Source organism: Pseudomonas neuropathica, assembly GCF_015461835.1.
GTDB lineage: Bacteria > Pseudomonadota > Gammaproteobacteria > Pseudomonadales > Pseudomonadaceae > Aquipseudomonas > Aquipseudomonas neuropathica.
The window spans coordinates 1-15866 of the sequence record NZ_JACOPX010000028.1 but is presented as its reverse complement, the minus strand read 5'-3'; the positions used below and the strand labels follow the sequence as shown (position 1 = coordinate 15866).

General features: G+C 58.2%; 14 protein-coding genes. 9 read left to right on the top strand and 5 right to left on the bottom strand.

Going from position 1 to position 15866, the window contains the following annotated elements; genetic code table 11:
• Window positions 1-98 precede the first annotated feature (98 nt).
• Window positions 99-278 carry a PA1571 family protein gene (locus H8F23_RS28040; RefSeq protein ID WP_093433652.1) on the top strand — a complete coding sequence of 60 codons (180 nt, stop codon included), beginning with the start codon at window positions 99-101 and terminating at the stop codon, window positions 276-278.
• 166 nt (window positions 279-444) lie between these two features.
• Here H8F23_RS28040 and pdxB read toward each other — a convergent pair whose 3' ends face one another.
• Complete coding sequence (gene pdxB, locus H8F23_RS28035) at window positions 445-1587, bottom strand: 4-phosphoerythronate dehydrogenase PdxB (RefSeq protein ID WP_194936504.1); 1143 nt, start codon at window positions 1585-1587, stop codon at window positions 445-447.
• A gap of 159 nt (window positions 1588-1746) precedes the next feature.
• Here pdxB and H8F23_RS28030 point away from each other — a divergent pair, with 159 nt between their 5' ends.
• Window positions 1747-3156: an MATE family efflux transporter gene (locus H8F23_RS28030; protein ID WP_099756799.1), complete on the top strand. Its 1410-nt coding sequence runs from the start codon at window positions 1747-1749 to the stop codon at window positions 3154-3156.
• Window positions 3157-3292: 136 nt separating this feature from the next.
• Here the strand turns inward: H8F23_RS28030 and tusA are convergent, their stop codons facing one another.
• Both tusA and rlmM read right to left on the bottom strand, forming a co-directional pair.
• Window positions 3293-3544 (bottom strand): sulfurtransferase TusA, encoded by a 252-nt coding sequence (gene tusA, locus H8F23_RS28025; protein WP_007910424.1) that lies wholly within the window; start codon window positions 3542-3544, stop codon window positions 3293-3295.
• 163 nt (window positions 3545-3707) lie between these two features.
• Window positions 3708-4781 carry a 23S rRNA (cytidine(2498)-2'-O)-methyltransferase RlmM gene (gene rlmM, locus H8F23_RS28020; RefSeq protein WP_194936503.1) on the bottom strand — a complete coding sequence of 358 codons (1074 nt, stop codon included), beginning with the start codon at window positions 4779-4781 and terminating at the stop codon, window positions 3708-3710.
• A 222-nt stretch (window positions 4782-5003) separates the two neighbouring features.
• Between rlmM and acnA the strand changes: the two genes are divergently transcribed.
• Window positions 5004-7745, top strand: coding sequence for an aconitate hydratase AcnA (gene acnA / locus H8F23_RS28015; RefSeq protein ID WP_194936502.1), 2742 nt, complete (start codon window positions 5004-5006; stop codon window positions 7743-7745).
• 443 nt (window positions 7746-8188) lie between these two features.
• Here the strand turns inward: acnA and H8F23_RS28010 are convergent, their stop codons facing one another.
• Window positions 8189-8677: an SRPBCC family protein gene (locus tag H8F23_RS28010; protein ID WP_194936501.1), complete on the bottom strand. Its 489-nt coding sequence runs from the start codon at window positions 8675-8677 to the stop codon at window positions 8189-8191.
• Window positions 8678-8873: 196 nt separating this feature from the next.
• Here H8F23_RS28010 and H8F23_RS28005 point away from each other — a divergent pair, with 196 nt between their 5' ends.
• The 6 genes from H8F23_RS28005 to H8F23_RS27980 all read left to right on the top strand — a co-directional run bounded on the left by H8F23_RS28005 (window position 8874) and on the right by H8F23_RS27980 (window position 13616).
• Window positions 8874-9794, top strand: coding sequence for an ADP-ribosylglycohydrolase family protein (locus tag H8F23_RS28005; RefSeq protein ID WP_194936500.1), 921 nt, complete (start codon window positions 8874-8876; stop codon window positions 9792-9794).
• A 57-nt stretch (window positions 9795-9851) separates the two neighbouring features.
• Complete coding sequence (locus tag H8F23_RS28000) at window positions 9852-10256, top strand: lysozyme inhibitor LprI family protein (protein ID WP_194936499.1); 405 nt, start codon at window positions 9852-9854, stop codon at window positions 10254-10256.
• 253 nt (window positions 10257-10509) lie between these two features.
• Window positions 10510-11451: an IS110 family transposase gene (locus tag H8F23_RS27995; RefSeq protein WP_194936517.1), complete on the top strand. Its 942-nt coding sequence runs from the start codon at window positions 10510-10512 to the stop codon at window positions 11449-11451.
• 586 nt (window positions 11452-12037) lie between these two features.
• Window positions 12038-12643, top strand: coding sequence for a hypothetical protein (locus H8F23_RS27990; protein ID WP_194936498.1), 606 nt, complete (start codon window positions 12038-12040; stop codon window positions 12641-12643).
• A 9-nt stretch (window positions 12644-12652) separates the two neighbouring features.
• Window positions 12653-12859, top strand: a complete 207-nt coding sequence (locus tag H8F23_RS27985) for a helix-turn-helix domain-containing protein (RefSeq protein WP_007910409.1) — start codon at window positions 12653-12655, stop codon at window positions 12857-12859.
• 85 nt (window positions 12860-12944) lie between these two features.
• Window positions 12945-13616 carry a hypothetical protein gene (locus H8F23_RS27980; protein WP_099756803.1) on the top strand — a complete coding sequence of 224 codons (672 nt, stop codon included), beginning with the start codon at window positions 12945-12947 and terminating at the stop codon, window positions 13614-13616.
• A 65-nt stretch (window positions 13617-13681) separates the two neighbouring features.
• Here H8F23_RS27980 and mrdA read toward each other — a convergent pair whose 3' ends face one another.
• Entirely contained in the window at window positions 13682-15574 is a 1893-nt protein-coding gene (gene mrdA, locus H8F23_RS27975; RefSeq protein WP_194936497.1) for a penicillin-binding protein 2, read from the bottom strand.
• Between the last annotated feature and the right edge of the window lie 292 nt (window positions 15575-15866).

Below are 15866 nucleotides of genomic sequence, written 5' to 3'. Positions count from 1 at the left end.
GACTGGAATGGCCACTCATGACGGATCGAAAGGCGCTGTCACAGCCTGGTCACGTGGCGGTTTTAATCTGGGTAAACAACCTGATGAGGAGACAGGCCATGTCCTTGCAACACAGCAGCGATGACAAGATTGAAGTGATCCGCACCAAGCCCGGCCAACCTCTGGGTTGCTCGATTATCGATAAGGATGGGCGTGAAGTACCGATCACCGAAGACATGATCCAGGACGCGTGCCGCGAACTGGACAAGCGATTGGTCAAGCCTGCCAAACAAAAGTGATATAGCCACCGTCTTCCTGACCCGGCCCCTTTGGCCGGGTTTTTTCTGTCTGTAAATCCGCCATTTGTGGTGAGACCTTCGCGAGCAGGCTCGCACACAGGAGATCGTCAGTGAGTGCGAGATCCATGTGGGAGCGAGCCTGCTCGCGAAAGGGCCGACCCGGTTTCTAGACCGTCACCGCCCCCAGCGCCGCGACGATCTTCGCCAACGCCGGCGAATCCCCTTCAATCCGCACCTTTAGCCCTTCAATCTCGCGCCGCACCGGATACTGTTTACGCAACACATCGAACGCCGCCCGCTGCTCGCCGACATTACCTACAAGGCTGCGGCGAAAATCCGCATCATCACGGCGCGGGTCGTACACGCCTCGGCACAACATCGCCAGCGCCCAGGCCGGCTCGCTGTCGCCATGCAAGGTCACTTGCGACAACCACGGCGCCGGCAGCAGCTCACTGAGTTGAATGCTGGCTGGCTGGCCGATGAATTGGCAGTAAGCCTGATAGATCTGAGCCGTTCCGCGCTGTTTGCCATCAAGGCTGTAACCGGCAATGTGCGGAGTGGCGAGTACGCAAAGCTCGGCCAATGCAACATCAACCTCAGGCTCGGCCTCCCAGACATCGAGAACGGCTTGCAGGTCTTCACGCTCCAGCAGCACTTCGCGCAGCGCGGCGTTATCCACCACCGGACCACGCGCCGCGTTGATCAGCCATGCACCGGGCTTGAGCTGCTGCAGACGCTGCTGATCGAACAGATGCCAGGTCGCACCAACGCCGCTGCGTGTCAGCGGTGTGTGCAGACTGATTACGTCACACTGCTCAATGATTTGCTCAAGGCTCACGTAATCGCCGCCCTCGGCAGACTGACGCGGCGGATCGCAGACTTTGACGTTCCAGCCCAACCCTTTCAGAACCTTGATCAGACGCCCTCCCACCTCACCGGCGCCGACGACACCATAAGTCCGCTGAGTGAGATCGACACCTTCGATTTCGGCGAGGGTCATCAGACTGCCCAGCACATAATCGACCACGCCTCGGGCATTGCAGCCGGGTGCACTCGACCAGGTGATGCCGGCCTCATTGAAGTAGTCGAGATCCAGATGATCGGTGCCGATCGTGCAGGTGCCGACAAAGCGCACCTTGCTGCCCTCAAGCAACGTGCGGTTGACGTTGGTCACCGAGCGCACGAGTAACACATCGGCCTGCGCGACCGTCGCACGGTCGATGGAACGGCCCGGCACCCGGCGGATCTCGCCGAAACCGGCAAAAAAGGCATCGAGCAGCGGGATATTTTCGTCGGCAACAATCAGCATGGCGGGCTCCTTAGGCGGATCGGCAGTTTAGGTGCAGATCGGTCGCTGGGCCAGCGGGCTTTGCGCTTACAAATCCGCAACAGAGGATTTTTCCTGACCAAGGCGTCAGCGGCGTAGAATGCGGCGCCTTGCGCATCAACACCTGTGGACGTTTTTCCCGTGAATTCTGTAACTGATCAACCTGTCGCCGTCTCCCTCACTCGCCCCGCGCGGATTCGCCTGGAGTTCAAGAACCTGCTCGCCCTGGCATTGCCGATCATCATCGCGCAACTGGCGACTACGGCCATGGGCTTCGTCGACGCGGTGATGGCTGGCCGCGTCGGGCCAAAGGATCTGGCGGCGGTGGCGCTGGGCAACTCCATCTGGGTGCCGGTGTTCCTGCTGATGACCGGCACCCTGCTGGCGACCACGCCGAAAGTCGCTCAGCGCTTCGGCGCCGGTACCCACAGCGAAATCGGCCCTATCGTCCGTCAGGCGTTGTGGCTGGCGCTGGTGGTCGGACTGATCGCCACCGCCATGCTGGTGGCCGCCGAGCCGGTGCTGCACCTGATGAAGGTCGATCCCGAGCTGATCGGCCCGTGCATGCAATACCTGCACGGCATCGCCAGTGGTCTGCCGGCAGTAGCGTTCTATCACGTACTGCGCTGCACCAGTGACGGCATCGGCCGTACCCGCCCGGCGATGGTGTTGGGCCTGTGCGGTCTGGCGCTGAACATTCCACTGAACTACATCTTCATCTATGGCCATTTCGGTGTGCCGGCGATGGGCGGCGTCGGTTGCGGTTGGGCCACGGCCATCGTGATGTGGGTGATGGCGCTGGGTCTGGCCGGTTATGAGCGCTGGGCACCGGCCTATCGTTCGAGCGAAATCTTCAGCCGTTTCGACTGGCCACAATGGACAGTGATCAAGCGTCTTCTGGCGATTGGTCTGCCAATCGGTATCGCCGTGTTTGCCGAGTCGAGCATTTTCGCCGTGATCGCCCTGCTGATCGGCAGTCTTGGCGCCACCGTGGTGGCCGGGCACCAGATTGCCCTCAACGTCAGTTCGCTGGTGTTCATGATTCCCTACTCGTTGGGTATGGCGGTGACCGTGCGCGTCGGTCAGGCACTGGGCCGCGAAGAACCACGTGAAGCACGCTTTGCCGCTGGCGTCGGCATGGGTACCGCGCTGGCGTACGCCTGCCTGTCGGCGAGCATGATGCTGTTGCTGCGCGAGCCGATTGCGGCAATCTACACCGCTGACCCGACGGTGATTCACATCGCGGCGATGCTGATTGTGTATTCGGCGCTGTTCCAGTTTTCCGACGCGATCCAGGTCACCGCCGCCGGCGCGCTGCGTGGCTATCAGGACACGCGCGTGACCATGATCCTGACCCTGTTCGCCTACTGGGGCATTGGTTTGCCGGTGGGTTACGCCCTTGGTCTGACCGACTGGCTCGGCGAGCCACGTGGCCCAAGCGGTTTGTGGCAGGGTTTGATCGTGGGCTTGAGCTGTGCGGCGTTGATGCTGTCGATTCGCCTGACGCGCAGTGCCCGCAAGCGTATTCGGATCAGTCGCTCGGCGGGCTAAAACCTTTAAAGCGGGACAAAAAAATGTGGGAGCCAGCCTGCTGGCGATAGCGGACAGTCAGTCAACATCAATGTTGAATCGACTACCGCTATCGCCAGCAGGCTGGCTCCCACAATTGTTTTATGTGTAGCTGCTGTTATGCGTGTTTCTTGCGGATCCAGTACAGATAAGTACCGGCCTCTTCGTGCTGGCTCACCAGTTCATGGTCGAGAAACACGCAGAACTTGGGAATATCGCGCTTGGTTGACGGGTCGGTGGCGATCACTTTGAGCAGGCCGCCGGGCACCAGATCACGAATGTGCTGGTGCAGCATCATCACCGGCTCCGGGCAATTGAGACCGGTGGCGTCGAGGGTTCCGTCGACCGGGGTATCGATCATTTCACTCATGATTCACTCCTGAAACTGGCCGGCATTGTCGCGCATTGCCGGGTATTCGGTCATCTGTGGCGTTACGCCCCCCCTCTGTAGGAGCTGCCGAAGGCTGCGATCTTTGCTTTTCAAGATCAAAAGATCGCAGCCTGCGGCAGCTCCTACAGGGTTATGTGTTGTGTCAGCGGGATTTGGCTTTCTTGATGTCGTGACGGCGCAAATGGCAGGTCACTTCTTCGCGGTCGTGATACAGCTGTTTGCAGCCGATATCGACCTTGATCCCGCGTGCCTTGAAACCATCGGCAATGCGTTCGAGCAAGCGCTTCACTTCGGCGTAACGCTGCTTCATCGGCAACTTCAGGTTGACCACCGCCTCGCGGCAATGCCCTTCGCCGATCCACTCTTCCAGCATGGCGGCATTGCGCGCCGGCTTCTCGACGATGTCGCAGACCATCCAGTCCACCGGTTGCTTGGGCTTGAAGGTGAAACCGTCTGCCATCAAATGCTGAACCAGTCCGGTATCCATCAGACTTTCAGCCATCGGGCCGTTGTCGATCGCGGTCACCAGCATGCCGCGATTGACCAGTTGCCAGGTCCAGCCGCCCGGCGCGGCGCCGAGATCAACGCCGGTCATGTCGCTGTGCAGACGATCTTCCCACTGATCACGCGGGATAAAGTGGTGCCAGGCCTCTTCCAGCTTCAGCGTCGAACGGCTCGGGGCTTCACGCGGGAACTTCAGGCGCGGAATGCCCATCGGCCACATCGCCGAATTGCCGGCATCGGCCATGCCGAGAAACACTTCACGACCGCTCTTGAAGGTCAGCAGCAGACGCGGTTTGCTGGCGTCATCCACCAGTTTGCCGGCGCCGGTCAGGGCCTTGCGCAGCGGGCCTTCGAATTTTTTGCAGAAATTCGACAGTTCCTTGCCGTCGTTGGTGTCGACGACTTCCAGCCACAGGCTGCCGCACACCGGGAATTCGGCCATGTGCGCGAGGATCACGCTGATGCGGTCGGTTTCCGGCAAATCGATGAAAACCCCGCGCGCCCATTGGCGCGGGAAGATCAATTCGGCGAAACGCTGACCGCGCATCAGGCGCTCGGCGCCGTCTTCTTCGGTGCAGACAAACTCGGCACAGGCGGTGGCCGCTTTGGCCTTGGCGTAGCCGGCCACGTTGAGTTGCGCGGCGAGCTCGGAAATCTCCGAACAGACTTCGCCTTCGAAGCCTGGCCGGCAATGCATGAATAGGGTGTTCATTCTTACTCCTGGGCAGCGGGCGATCATTCGGCCGCCGCGCGATGCTCAGACCTTGCGTTGAAGCAAAGCCTGTCACGAAAACCGGCGCATGATAGCCGATGTCGGAACCTTGGTTCCGCTCATAGAGTCCAGTTATTAGCCAGCTACCTAAAACAGGGCTAGGTTTAAAGCTCTATTCGTCCCCTCAATCCGTAGCCGTGCGGATTCAAAGGAGTGATCGTAATGCCGTCCCTCGATAGTCTGAAAACGCTCAAAACCCTGCAAATCGATGACAAGACCTACCACTATTTCAGTTTGCCGGATGCCGCCAAAAGCCTGGGCGACCTCGACAAGCTGCCCATGTCGCTGAAAGTCCTGCTGGAAAACCTGCTGCGCTGGGAAGATGAAAAAACGGTCACCGGCGCCGACCTCAAGGCGATTGCCGCCTGGCTCAAGGAGCGCCGCTCCGACCGCGAGATTCAATACCGCCCTGCCCGGGTGTTGATGCAGGACTTTACCGGCGTGCCCGCCGTGGTCGACCTTGCCGCCATGCGTGCGGCGATGGCCAAGGCCGGTGGCGATCCGCAGCGAATCAATCCGTTGTCGCCGGTGGATCTGGTGATCGACCACTCGGTGATGGTCGACAAGTTCGCCACCGCCAGCGCGTTCGAGCAGAACGTTGACATCGAAATGCAGCGCAATGGCGAACGTTATGCGTTCCTGCGTTGGGGCCAGAGCGCCTTCGATAACTTTAGCGTGGTGCCACCGGGCACCGGCATCTGTCACCAGGTCAACCTCGAATACCTCGGCCGCACGGTGTGGACCAAGGATGAGGACGGCCGCACCTACGCGTTCCCCGACACACTGGTCGGCACCGACTCGCACACCACCATGATCAATGGTCTCGGCGTGCTCGGCTGGGGCGTCGGCGGGATCGAAGCCGAAGCGGCGATGCTCGGGCAACCGGTGTCGATGCTGATTCCGGAAGTGATCGGTTTCAAACTGACCGGCAAGCTCAAGGAAGGCATCACGGCCACCGACCTGGTGCTGACCGTCACGCAAATGCTGCGCAAGAAAGGTGTGGTCGGCAAGTTCGTCGAGTTCTACGGTGACGGCCTCGCCGACCTGCCGCTGGCCGACCGCGCGACCATCGCCAACATGGCCCCGGAATATGGCGCGACGTGCGGTTTCTTCCCCGTTGACGACGTAACGCTGGAATACCTGCGCCTGTCCGGCCGGCCACCGGAAGTGGTGAAACTGGTCGAGGCGTACACCAAGGCTCAAGGCCTGTGGCGTCTGCCCGGTCAAGAGCCGGTGTTCACCGACAGCCTGGCGTTGGACATGGGCAGCGTCGAAGCAAGCCTCGCAGGGCCAAAACGCCCGCAGGATCGCGTTTCGCTGCCGAATGTCGCACAAGCGTTCAGCGACTTCATGGATCTGCAATTCAAACCCACCAGTAAAGAAGAAGGACGCCTGGAAAGTGAGGGCGGTGGCGGTGTGGCGGTGGGCAATGCCGATCTGGTCGGCGAAACCGAATATGAATATGAAGGCCACACTTATCGCCTGAAAAACGGCGCCGTGGTCATCGCCGCGATCACGTCCTGCACCAACACCTCGAACCCGAGCGTGATGATGGCCGCCGGCCTGCTGGCGAAAAAAGCGGTGGAAAAAGGCCTGACCCGCAAACCTTGGGTGAAGAGTTCGCTGGCACCGGGTTCGAAAGTGGTCACCGACTACTACCAGGCTGCGGGGTTGACGCAATACCTTGATCAGCTCGGCTTTTCCTTGGTCGGCTATGGCTGCACCACTTGCATCGGCAACTCCGGGCCACTGCCGGAGCCGATCGAGAAAGCCATCCAGAAAGCTGACCTCACCGTCGCTTCGGTGCTCTCCGGCAACCGCAACTTCGAAGGCCGCGTGCATCCATTGGTGAAAACCAACTGGCTGGCCTCACCGCCGCTGGTAGTCGCCTACGCCCTGGCCGGCAGCGTGCGCAGCGACATCAGCAGCGAACCGCTGGGCGAAGATCAGCAAGGCAATCCGGTGTACCTGCGCGATATCTGGCCGACCAGCAAAGAGATAGCCGACGCGGTCAATCAGGTCAGTACGGCAATGTTCCATAAGGAATATGCCGAAGTATTCGCCGGGGATGAACAGTGGCAAGCCATCGAAGTGCCGCAAGCGGCGACGTATGTGTGGCAGGACGATTCGACTTACATCCAGCATCCGCCATTTTTCGACGACATTTCCGGCCCGTTGCCTGAAATCAAGGACGTCAAAGGTGCACGGGTGCTGGCCCTGCTGGGTGATTCGGTGACCACCGACCATATCTCCCCCGCCGGCAACATCAAGGCCGACAGCCCGGCCGGGCGTTATTTGCGCGAAAAAGGCGTCGAGCCGCGGGACTTCAATTCTTACGGTTCACGGCGTGGCAACCATGAAGTGATGATGCGCGGCACCTTCGCCAATATCCGTATTCGCAATGAAATGCTCGGCGGTGAAGAAGGTGGTAATACGATCTACATCCCGACCGGCGAAAAACTGGCGATCTACGACGCGGCGATGAAGTATCAGGCTACGGGAACGCCGCTGGTGGTGGTTGCCGGACAAGAATACGGCACCGGCTCCAGCCGTGACTGGGCGGCCAAAGGCACCAATCTGCTGGGGGTCAAAGCGGTGATCGCCGAAAGCTTCGAGCGAATTCACCGTTCCAATCTGGTGGGCATGGGCGTGTTGCCGCTGCAGTTCAAGCTTGATCAGAACCGCAAGAGCCTCAACCTCACCGGCAAGGAAACCTTTGAGATCCAGGGGCTGACCGGCGTCGAGCTGACACCGCGAATGAATCTACCGCTGCTGATCACCCGTGAGGACGGGCGCCAGGAGAAGATCGAGGTGTTGTGCCGGATCGATACGTTGAATGAGGTGGAGTACTTCAAGTCGGGCGGGATTCTGCATTACGTCCTGCGCCAATTGATCGCCTCGTAACGCACAAACCGAAGTAGGAGCTGCCGCAGGCTGCGATCTTTTGATCTTGCTTTTAAAAGCCCAAGTCAAAAGATCGCAGCCTGAGGCAGCTCCTACATACAGGCGAAAAAAAACCCGCCGAAGCGGGTTTTTCCCAAGACCATTATCGACTCCCTGTCGGCAGCGATCCTTGCAAATGGTCGATCATCCTTGATCCTGAAACACTCCCTGTGTCTCAGTTGATGTGTGTAGATTACGCGGTGGATCCAATCGCCAATAGTCGTAAAAGCTACCAGCGCGTGTAGGACATTCGCCATAGCAACCCTTCCGAAAACCCCTAGCCGTGTCAGGCAGCAAGCATGGAAGCCACGATCTAAGCGACTTTCAGCTGCCCTGAGGCCTGTTTCCAGCACCACCGTGCACATGGCCGGCTGTCGCTGTCGTTCAGGCAAGATTCGAAGATCTCAGCCACCCTCACGCTCGCGGGCCTTGGCGCTCTCGGCAAGAAACTGTTCGAGCCGGCTCAACTGCTCCTCCCAGCCACGGCTGTCCATGTAATACGCCTCTTTCTGGCGAATGTCAGGAATGTGCGCGAAGCCGGATTCGGACACTTTCAGCAACGTACCGCTCTCGAAGTCTTCCAGCTCGAACCTGACCAGCGTAGTCGGCTCCTGTGAATAGTCGATCTTCGGATTGACCGCATACGGATGCCAGCGAAACGAAAACAACTGCTGCGGCTCGACCCGCTCGATCAGCACGTTCCACAACACGTGTTCATAACCCGGATACGTGACCTGCCCTTGCGTCCATTCACCGGCAATAAAACGCCTGCCCTCCAGCGCCACCCCAAACCACTGGCCAAACGCCTCGGCATCGACCAATGCACGCCAGACATGCGAACGCGGTGCCTTGAGCGTGATTTTGCGTTCGAAACTATTGGGTACTGGTTTCATACGTCACCTCCTGTTTTGAACACTAGGCCTGTATGACCACATGTCCAATGTGAAGTTGTATCAAGGCGGTGCAGTCATTCATCAGCAAAGACACATCAAGCTGCACTTTTTGGCCGTTGCTGTGATGGATCCAGGCACCCTCCGCCCAACGAAACTGTTACCTTCTCCAGCGAATTTGAATCTACAAGGACGAATCATGCCGCCATCCCTCGCTGAACGTTACCGCGGAGCCCTGCTCGGTCTTGCGTGCGGCGACGCTGTCGGTACTACGGTTGAGTTCAAACCACGGGGATCATTCCCACCATTGACGGATATGGTCGGCGGTGGCCCGTTCCACCTCAAGCCAGGGCAGTGGACCGATGACACTTCCATGGCCCTCTGTCTGGCAGAAAGCCTGCTGAACAAGAATGGATTCAACGCTGCCGATCAGATGGGGCGCTACCTCAACTGGTGGCAATGGGGTTACCTCAGTTCGACCGGTGAATGTTTCGATGTCGGCATGACCGTCAGCCAGGCGCTCGCGCAGTATCAACAAACCGCTGATCCCTTCGCCGGCTCGACCGACCCGTACAGCGCCGGCAACGGTTCGCTGATGCGTCTGGTGCCGGTGGTGCTGTTCTACTTTCCCGATGCCCGGAAAATCCAGAGCTTTGCCGCCGACAGTTCGCGAACCACCCACGCAGCACCTGAAGCCATCGAATGCTGCCAATTGTTGGCCGGGTTGATTGCCAGAGCGCTCGAAGGCGCAAGCAAAGCAGAACTGCGTCAGTTGCCTTCCGCCAGCTTCTCGCAATCCAAGGTCGCCGCCATTGCCCGTGGCGAATACCTCGTTCTGTCCGAGACGGACATCAAAGGCAATGGCTACAGCGTGCAGTCCCTGGAAGCGGCGCTGTGGTGCTTTCACCAGACGGACAGCTTCGAAGCGGCCATTTTGCGAGCGGCCAACCTCGGTGATGACGCCGATACCACCGCTGCGATCACCGGTCAGTTGGCCGGCGCCTATTACGGCGTGCGGGGCATTCCTGCACATTGGCTGGAAAGGCTGCACGATGGCGAAGAGATTGCGGCCATCGCCGGCCGTTTGCTCGACGCCTCCCGAATGCGCCTGCCTGAATAAGTGCGAAGCAGCCGCTACACTGCTCGGCACTTATCTTCGATACAGCGAGACTTGACCATGTCCCCACGCCTGCTTCTGGCCATGACCCCCTTTCTGTTCACTCCCCTCGCCCACGCCGCCGTCGACTGCGCCAATGCCAGCGATCAGGCGACGATGAATCAGTGCGCCGGGCAGGACTTCAAAGCGGCGGACAAGGAATTGAACACCGTGTACCAGCAGATCACTGGACGCTTGAAGGACAACCCGGATGGCAAGAAGCTGTTGGTCAGCGCGCAGCGGGCGTGGCTCGGGTTTCGGGATGCCGAGTGCAAGTTTTCATCGTCGGGAGTTACTGGCGGGAGCGTTTATCCGTGGGTTTACAGCAGTTGTCTGACGGGGGTGACCAAGCTGCGGGTTGAGTCGCTGAAACAGTATTTGAAGTGTGAAGAAGGTGACATGAGCTGCCCGGTGCCTGGGGCCTGATTTTTTTTGCGACGGCTTTGAGGGTCCTTCGCGAGCAGGCTCGCTTGTATGGTAGGACTTGAAGGGAGGAGGAGGGACAAGGCTCGATTCTGACTGTTGACGCAGCACAGACCGTGGGAGATTTCGCCCCTCCTCCTTTCACCCAAGCGCCGATAAAGAATGCATCTGGCTAGACCGACGATAGGAACAAGCCTGCGCCTCTGGGTGAGCCCTTCAAGTGCTCAAACCTTATCCCGGAGGGGATCCTGTGGCAATGCCAGTCGCTCTATCAAATCCGATCGTTGGCGTGGATGTCGCCAAAAATGAACTGGTGATTTATCAGGCCGATAGCGATCTGCTTGAAGCGATTCCCAATACCAAAACATCCATCAAGCAGTGGCTGAAGGCCTTGCTCGTCCCCGTGTCTATTGCCATTGAGGCAACCAACATCTACCACCTGGAATTCGCTGATTTGGCCTATGCGGCCGGTTGCACGATTTACATGGTGGGCGGCTATGAACTCAAACATTACCGCGAAGGCGTGAAGATCCGCGCCAAAACCGACGCCTTGGACGCCAAGTTGCTGGCCCGTTACCTGAAGAACGAAGCCGAGGAGTTGCGCCCCTGGACCCCGCCATCACCGCTGTACCGCCAGCTCCTGAGCCTTTTCCGCCGCCGCGCGGCTTTGGTCCAGGCAAGGGTCGGCCTGGTGCAGAGCTGGTCGAATGAGCCGCTGTTGAAGGCAGCTTTTGCTGAACAAATAAAATCCATGCAGCGGCTTGAAACGATGATCGAAAAGACGATCAACGATCAGCTCAAACAAGCCGGTTTGCTCGGCCAATTGAAGCGTTGCCTGAAAGTTGAGGGCATTGGATTTCTGACCGGAGCGCGCCTGCTCACGGCGTTTCAGCGGGGGGAATTTAGCAACGCGGATGCGTTTATCGCCTTCCTGGGCATGGATTTACGGGTATCGAAATCAGGGCAAAAGGACGGTCGCCGCAGCTTGACCAAGCGCGGAGACCCCGAGGCCCGCCGACTTTTGCACAACGCAGCGATGTCGGCTAGCCGTACGATAGCCTGGAAAGGGTTTTACGAAGCCCAAAGAGCACGGGGTTTTAGCACCACGCAGGCGTTGGTGATGCTGGCTCGCAAACTTGCTCGGGTGGTATTCGCTTTGCTGAAAGGGCAAAGCGAATATCAGACAAAAGTCAGTTGAGGGCTTCCCCTCAACCATAGAATCTCCCACATTGGAATGCATTTCAAATGTGGGGGCGGAGAACATCTTTCACCTTTGCGGAATTTGATGACGAGCACACTGACAGACCTAAGGTTTCGACCCGGCAGCCATCGATGAAATCCACGGACTCACGGCCCGCAACTTGCGCAGTGTTGTGATTCTGCCGCTAGGGCATAGAGCCAGTGAGGGAGACTGGTTGGTCAACTTGAAAAAGGTTCGCCGCTCGCGGGAAAACTTCATTACCGAGATCAATTAATACCGGTTAGAGCGGGGACTGAAGCATGCTTGTGGCGCATGCCCCCCCCCCCGCTCCAATCATTCGCTGAACCCGTCATCGATATCAGCGGCCACCGCGTGGTTCGCCCTCCCCTGCTCTCGACATGCTTCGAACTCGAGAACCTATCGACATTGAAATCCCCGCAAATCGATTGAACTGAGGTTCACTCTATGACCACTGCGTCCGATGCCAACAACGCCCTTCACAAAACAAGAACAATTTATTATTGCCATTCGATAATTTAACATCGAGAATTAGTCATTCCCAATGACACCGCAAGGATTTTTCATGAGTACTCGTAACAACGGATTGGCACTGCAGCGCATGCATTGGGTCGGATTACTGGCAGCGATTCTTGTCTGGGTCTTAGCGGTGACCGAGGTCGGTGGCAACGCTTCGATCTGGTTCTTCCAAACGGATGAAATGCTCGCGGCTCTGCTCTACGCCTTCGCCGAAAACTCGCCGCAATTACTTGACCCGTTTGTCGAAGGTGCCCTGCTTGCCCCCGATACATGGCTCTCGCCCCTGGTCACTGCGCTACTCGTCGTTTTGGATTTTCTGCCCGTCCTGCTTTCGACCTACGTGCTCTGGCTGACAGGGTTGTTTTTCCTGCGCTTGTCCCGCGGCGAAACCTGGACCGAGCGCAACATCAAGGTGCTATGGCGAGTAGGGATTCTGTGCATCATTTCTCCGGCCGCCTACCCATTGGTAGAGACCTTGCAAGGTTTGGCCCTGTCTATTGATCTGCCGCCTGGGGATCGTATTTTTCAGTTCTCGATCGGCCTGTCTTCCACTTCTGCCTACGAGATTGTCAAAGGCGTATTGCTCTGTTTGTTTTCAATTATCATGCGCGATGCAAAAGTACTCAGCGATGAGCAAAGCCAATACATATAGAACAATACAATGACCATTATCGTCCGCCTTGACGTTGTCATGGCCACGCAAAAAATTCGCTCGAAAGAGTTGGCCAGCCTGCTGGGCATCACCGAGGCCAATCTGTCATTACTGAAGAATGGCAAGGTCAAGGGCGTGAAGATGGCCACCCTGGACAAGCTCTGCGCAGCACTCGATTGCCAGCCAGGCGATTTGCTGGAATACCAGAAAGACTGAGCCTTACGCATCAGCGCGAGTTAATTGTCGCCAGTCCACACCGTTTAACTCTTATTCAATCCTTAGTTTGTAAGGTGGCTTTGTCATGACCCGTTTTTTACTTTGCGCGCTGTTTTTACTGACAGCGTTGATCAGCGGCTGCGCCACGCAAATGGACGTAGCGCTAAATGCCACACCCGATCCGGACTATCATTTCGACCGAAAGGCGACTGTGCTGGTGACGTCTGCGAGTGGCAGCGACGAAAACGCTCTTAATGCCCGCTATTATCTTCGCGACATGGTTAACGCGCTGAAAGACAGGGGGTTCCAGGAGGTCTATACCGACGCCAGTCTGCCAAAGAACCACGCGCCGATAAAAATGACTGTCAGCCTCGATATTGGCAGTCGACAGGTGACTTACCGCTATACCGCCACCGACTATGGGCAAGTGCCGACCAGCACCTCTACCGTGTGCAAGACCAGCAAGAAAAAAGACGACCGACTGACCTGTACGAGTAAACCGAACACCACCTATGGACCGGTAGGGACCTCGGAGCGCACCGGTTACACCACGCTCAGCACCTTCGTTGCCACTGCCCGCGACGAAGTCAGCAAGCGCCCGGTCTACCTGCTTCGCGCGTCGTCCTATAACGAAGACTGCCAATCCACCAAGGTTGAAGCCTTTCTGGTAGAACAGGGCTTGCAGAACCTGAACTTCGAGGATCGCGTGCAGCGCAACTACACCGTCACGATGCCCGAGGGTTACCGCTGCAAATAGGCTTTGCAAGACAGTTCACAGTAGCGACTCAGCTTGCATGAGCCGCTATTGTGAACTGTTGAAAGTTAAACGTGGGGGTCACCCGGCGCTTTCGTCGGCGAGGCGTATTGCGGCTTGAGATGGCCGTCCTGATCAAGCAGCCAGGCGTCCATGATCTGCCGCACCACAGGGCCGGCAACACGACCACCGGCCTCGCCGTTCTCAATCATCACCGAAATCGCAATCTTCGGATGCTCGGCCGGCGCAAAGCCAACGAACAAGGCGTTATCGCGGTGGCGCTCCAGGGTTTTCTCGCGGTTGTAGCGCTCGCCCTGCTTGATCGCCACCACTTGCGCGGTACCACTCTTGCCAGCGATGCGATATTGCGCACCGGCCGCGGCCGCACGAGCGATGCCTCGCGCATCGTGCATCACCATCTGCATGCCGTGATTGACCTGCTCCCAGTCTCGCGGATCCTTGAGCAGGATGTTCGGCATCGGATGTTCGTCGACAGGAGCAACACCGTCCACGGTCTTGGCCAGGTGCGGCCGGTTCCATACACCTTTGTTGGCGATCAATGCCGTGGCTTGAGCCAGTTGCAGCGGTGTGACCTGCATATAGCCCTGGCCGATGCCAAGGATGACCGTTTCGCCCGGGAACCAGGCTTGACGGCGAGTCGCGCGCTTCCACGCTTGCGATGGCATCAGGCCGGGCGACTCTTCAAACATGTCCAGCGAGACCTTCTCACCCAAGCCGAACATTGCCATGTAATCGTGCAGGCGATCGATGCCGAGCTTATGCGCAAGGTCGTAGAAATAGGTGTCATTGGAACGCATGATCGCCGCGTCCATGTCCACCCAGCCGTCGCCACTGTGGTTCCAGTTGCGGTACTTGTGATCGAAGTCCGGGAGTTGGTAATAACCGGGGTCGAAGACGCGCGTCTGCGGTGTCACGACGCCGGCGTCGAGGCCGGCGATTGCCACTTCTGGCTTGATCGTCGAGCCCGGTGCGTAGAGCCCGCGCAGCACACGGTTGAACAGCGGCCTGTCGATCGAATCTCGCAGTGCCGAGTATTCCTTGGAACTGATACCGGTGACGAACAGATTCGGATCGAAGCTCGGATTGCTGACCATGGCCAATACCTCGCCCGTCGACGGATCGAGCGCTACCACTGAACCACGACGATCACCCAGCGCGGCTTCGGCGGCTTCCTGCAGTTTGATGTCGAGGCTCAGGACGATGTTCTGGCCCGGGACCGGGTCGGTATGTTTGAGCACACGGAGTACGCGACCTTGAGCGTTGGTCTCCACTTCTTCGTAACCGACGTGGCCGTGTAGTTGCGCCTCGTAGAAGCGTTCGATGCCGGTTTTGCCGATGGATTGCGTACCGCGATATTCGACCGAGTCGAGGCTCTTCGACTCTTTTTCATTGATCCGCCCGACGTAGCCGATCGAGTGGGCGAAATGCGCGCCGAGCGGGTAATGCCGGACGAACTGGGGTTCAACATCAAGGCCCGGGAGGCGGAACTCATTGACGGCCAATACAGCGATTTGCTCTTCCGTCAGCTCATAGAACAGCGTGACCGGCGTAAACGGGTGACGGGACTGCTTCATGGCTTTATCGAAGACTGTACGATCTTCTGCAGGCAAGTGCAGGAGGTTGATGACCTCGTCCAGTTCCTGATTGACGTCGGTGGCGCGCTCGCGGGTGATGGTCAGGTTGAAACTGGGGCGGTTATCGGCGAGCAAGACGCCGTTGCGGTCGTAGATCAAGCCGCGTGTCGGCGGGATCGGCAATACGTGGACGCGGTTGTTTTCGGAGATTGTGGAGTGGTAATCGAACTCCACCACCTGGAGGATGTACAGGCGCACGACAAGGGCGCAGCTGATGGCGAAAACGAACAAGGCGCAGGCGATCAACCGTTTGTTGACCAGGCGCGTCTCTTTTTCGTGGTCTTTGATCGGGATGGGTTCAGGCATTTCTACAGCAACTCTTTGACATAAATGAGTGCCGATCCGTGGGCATGACATCAGTCCGTTAAAAAAACGAGCTGCACCATACCAAAAACTGCCCGGTCATTTCAGAGGGAATTTCCCCAATGGCCATTTCTTGCGACGGCTGGGACAGCGTTGTCCTGTGAAAACTTTCCTGCGGGCAAAACAAAACCCCAACTGCTTTCGCAATTGGGGTTTCGGAATTTAATCTTGACGATGACCTACTCTCACATGGGGAAACCCCACACTACCATCGGCGATGCATCGTTTCACTGCT

Coding starts and splice junctions, on each gene's coding strand:
- H8F23_RS28040 (WP_093433652.1), top strand. CDS start 99: ATGTCCTTGCAACACAGCAGCGATGACAAGATTGAAGTGATCCGCACC.
- pdxB (WP_194936504.1), bottom strand. CDS start 1,587: ATGCTGATTGTTGCCGACGAAAATATCCCGCTGCTCGATGCCTTTTTT.
- tusA (WP_007910424.1), bottom strand. CDS start 3,544: ATGAGTGAAATGATCGATACCCCGGTCGACGGAACCCTCGACGCCACC.
- rlmM (WP_194936503.1), bottom strand. CDS start 4,781: ATGAACACCCTATTCATGCATTGCCGGCCAGGCTTCGAAGGCGAAGTC.
- acnA (WP_194936502.1), top strand. CDS start 5,004: ATGCCGTCCCTCGATAGTCTGAAAACGCTCAAAACCCTGCAAATCGAT.
- H8F23_RS28010 (WP_194936501.1), bottom strand. CDS start 8,677: ATGAAACCAGTACCCAATAGTTTCGAACGCAAAATCACGCTCAAGGCA.
- H8F23_RS28005 (WP_194936500.1), top strand. CDS start 8,874: ATGCCGCCATCCCTCGCTGAACGTTACCGCGGAGCCCTGCTCGGTCTT.
- H8F23_RS28000 (WP_194936499.1), top strand. CDS start 9,852: ATGTCCCCACGCCTGCTTCTGGCCATGACCCCCTTTCTGTTCACTCCC.
- H8F23_RS27995 (WP_194936517.1), top strand. CDS start 10,510: ATGCCAGTCGCTCTATCAAATCCGATCGTTGGCGTGGATGTCGCCAAA.
- H8F23_RS27990 (WP_194936498.1), top strand. CDS start 12,038: ATGAGTACTCGTAACAACGGATTGGCACTGCAGCGCATGCATTGGGTC.
- H8F23_RS27985 (WP_007910409.1), top strand. CDS start 12,653: ATGACCATTATCGTCCGCCTTGACGTTGTCATGGCCACGCAAAAAATT.
- H8F23_RS27980 (WP_099756803.1), top strand. CDS start 12,945: ATGACCCGTTTTTTACTTTGCGCGCTGTTTTTACTGACAGCGTTGATC.
- mrdA (WP_194936497.1), bottom strand. CDS start 15,574: ATGCCTGAACCCATCCCGATCAAAGACCACGAAAAAGAGACGCGCCTG.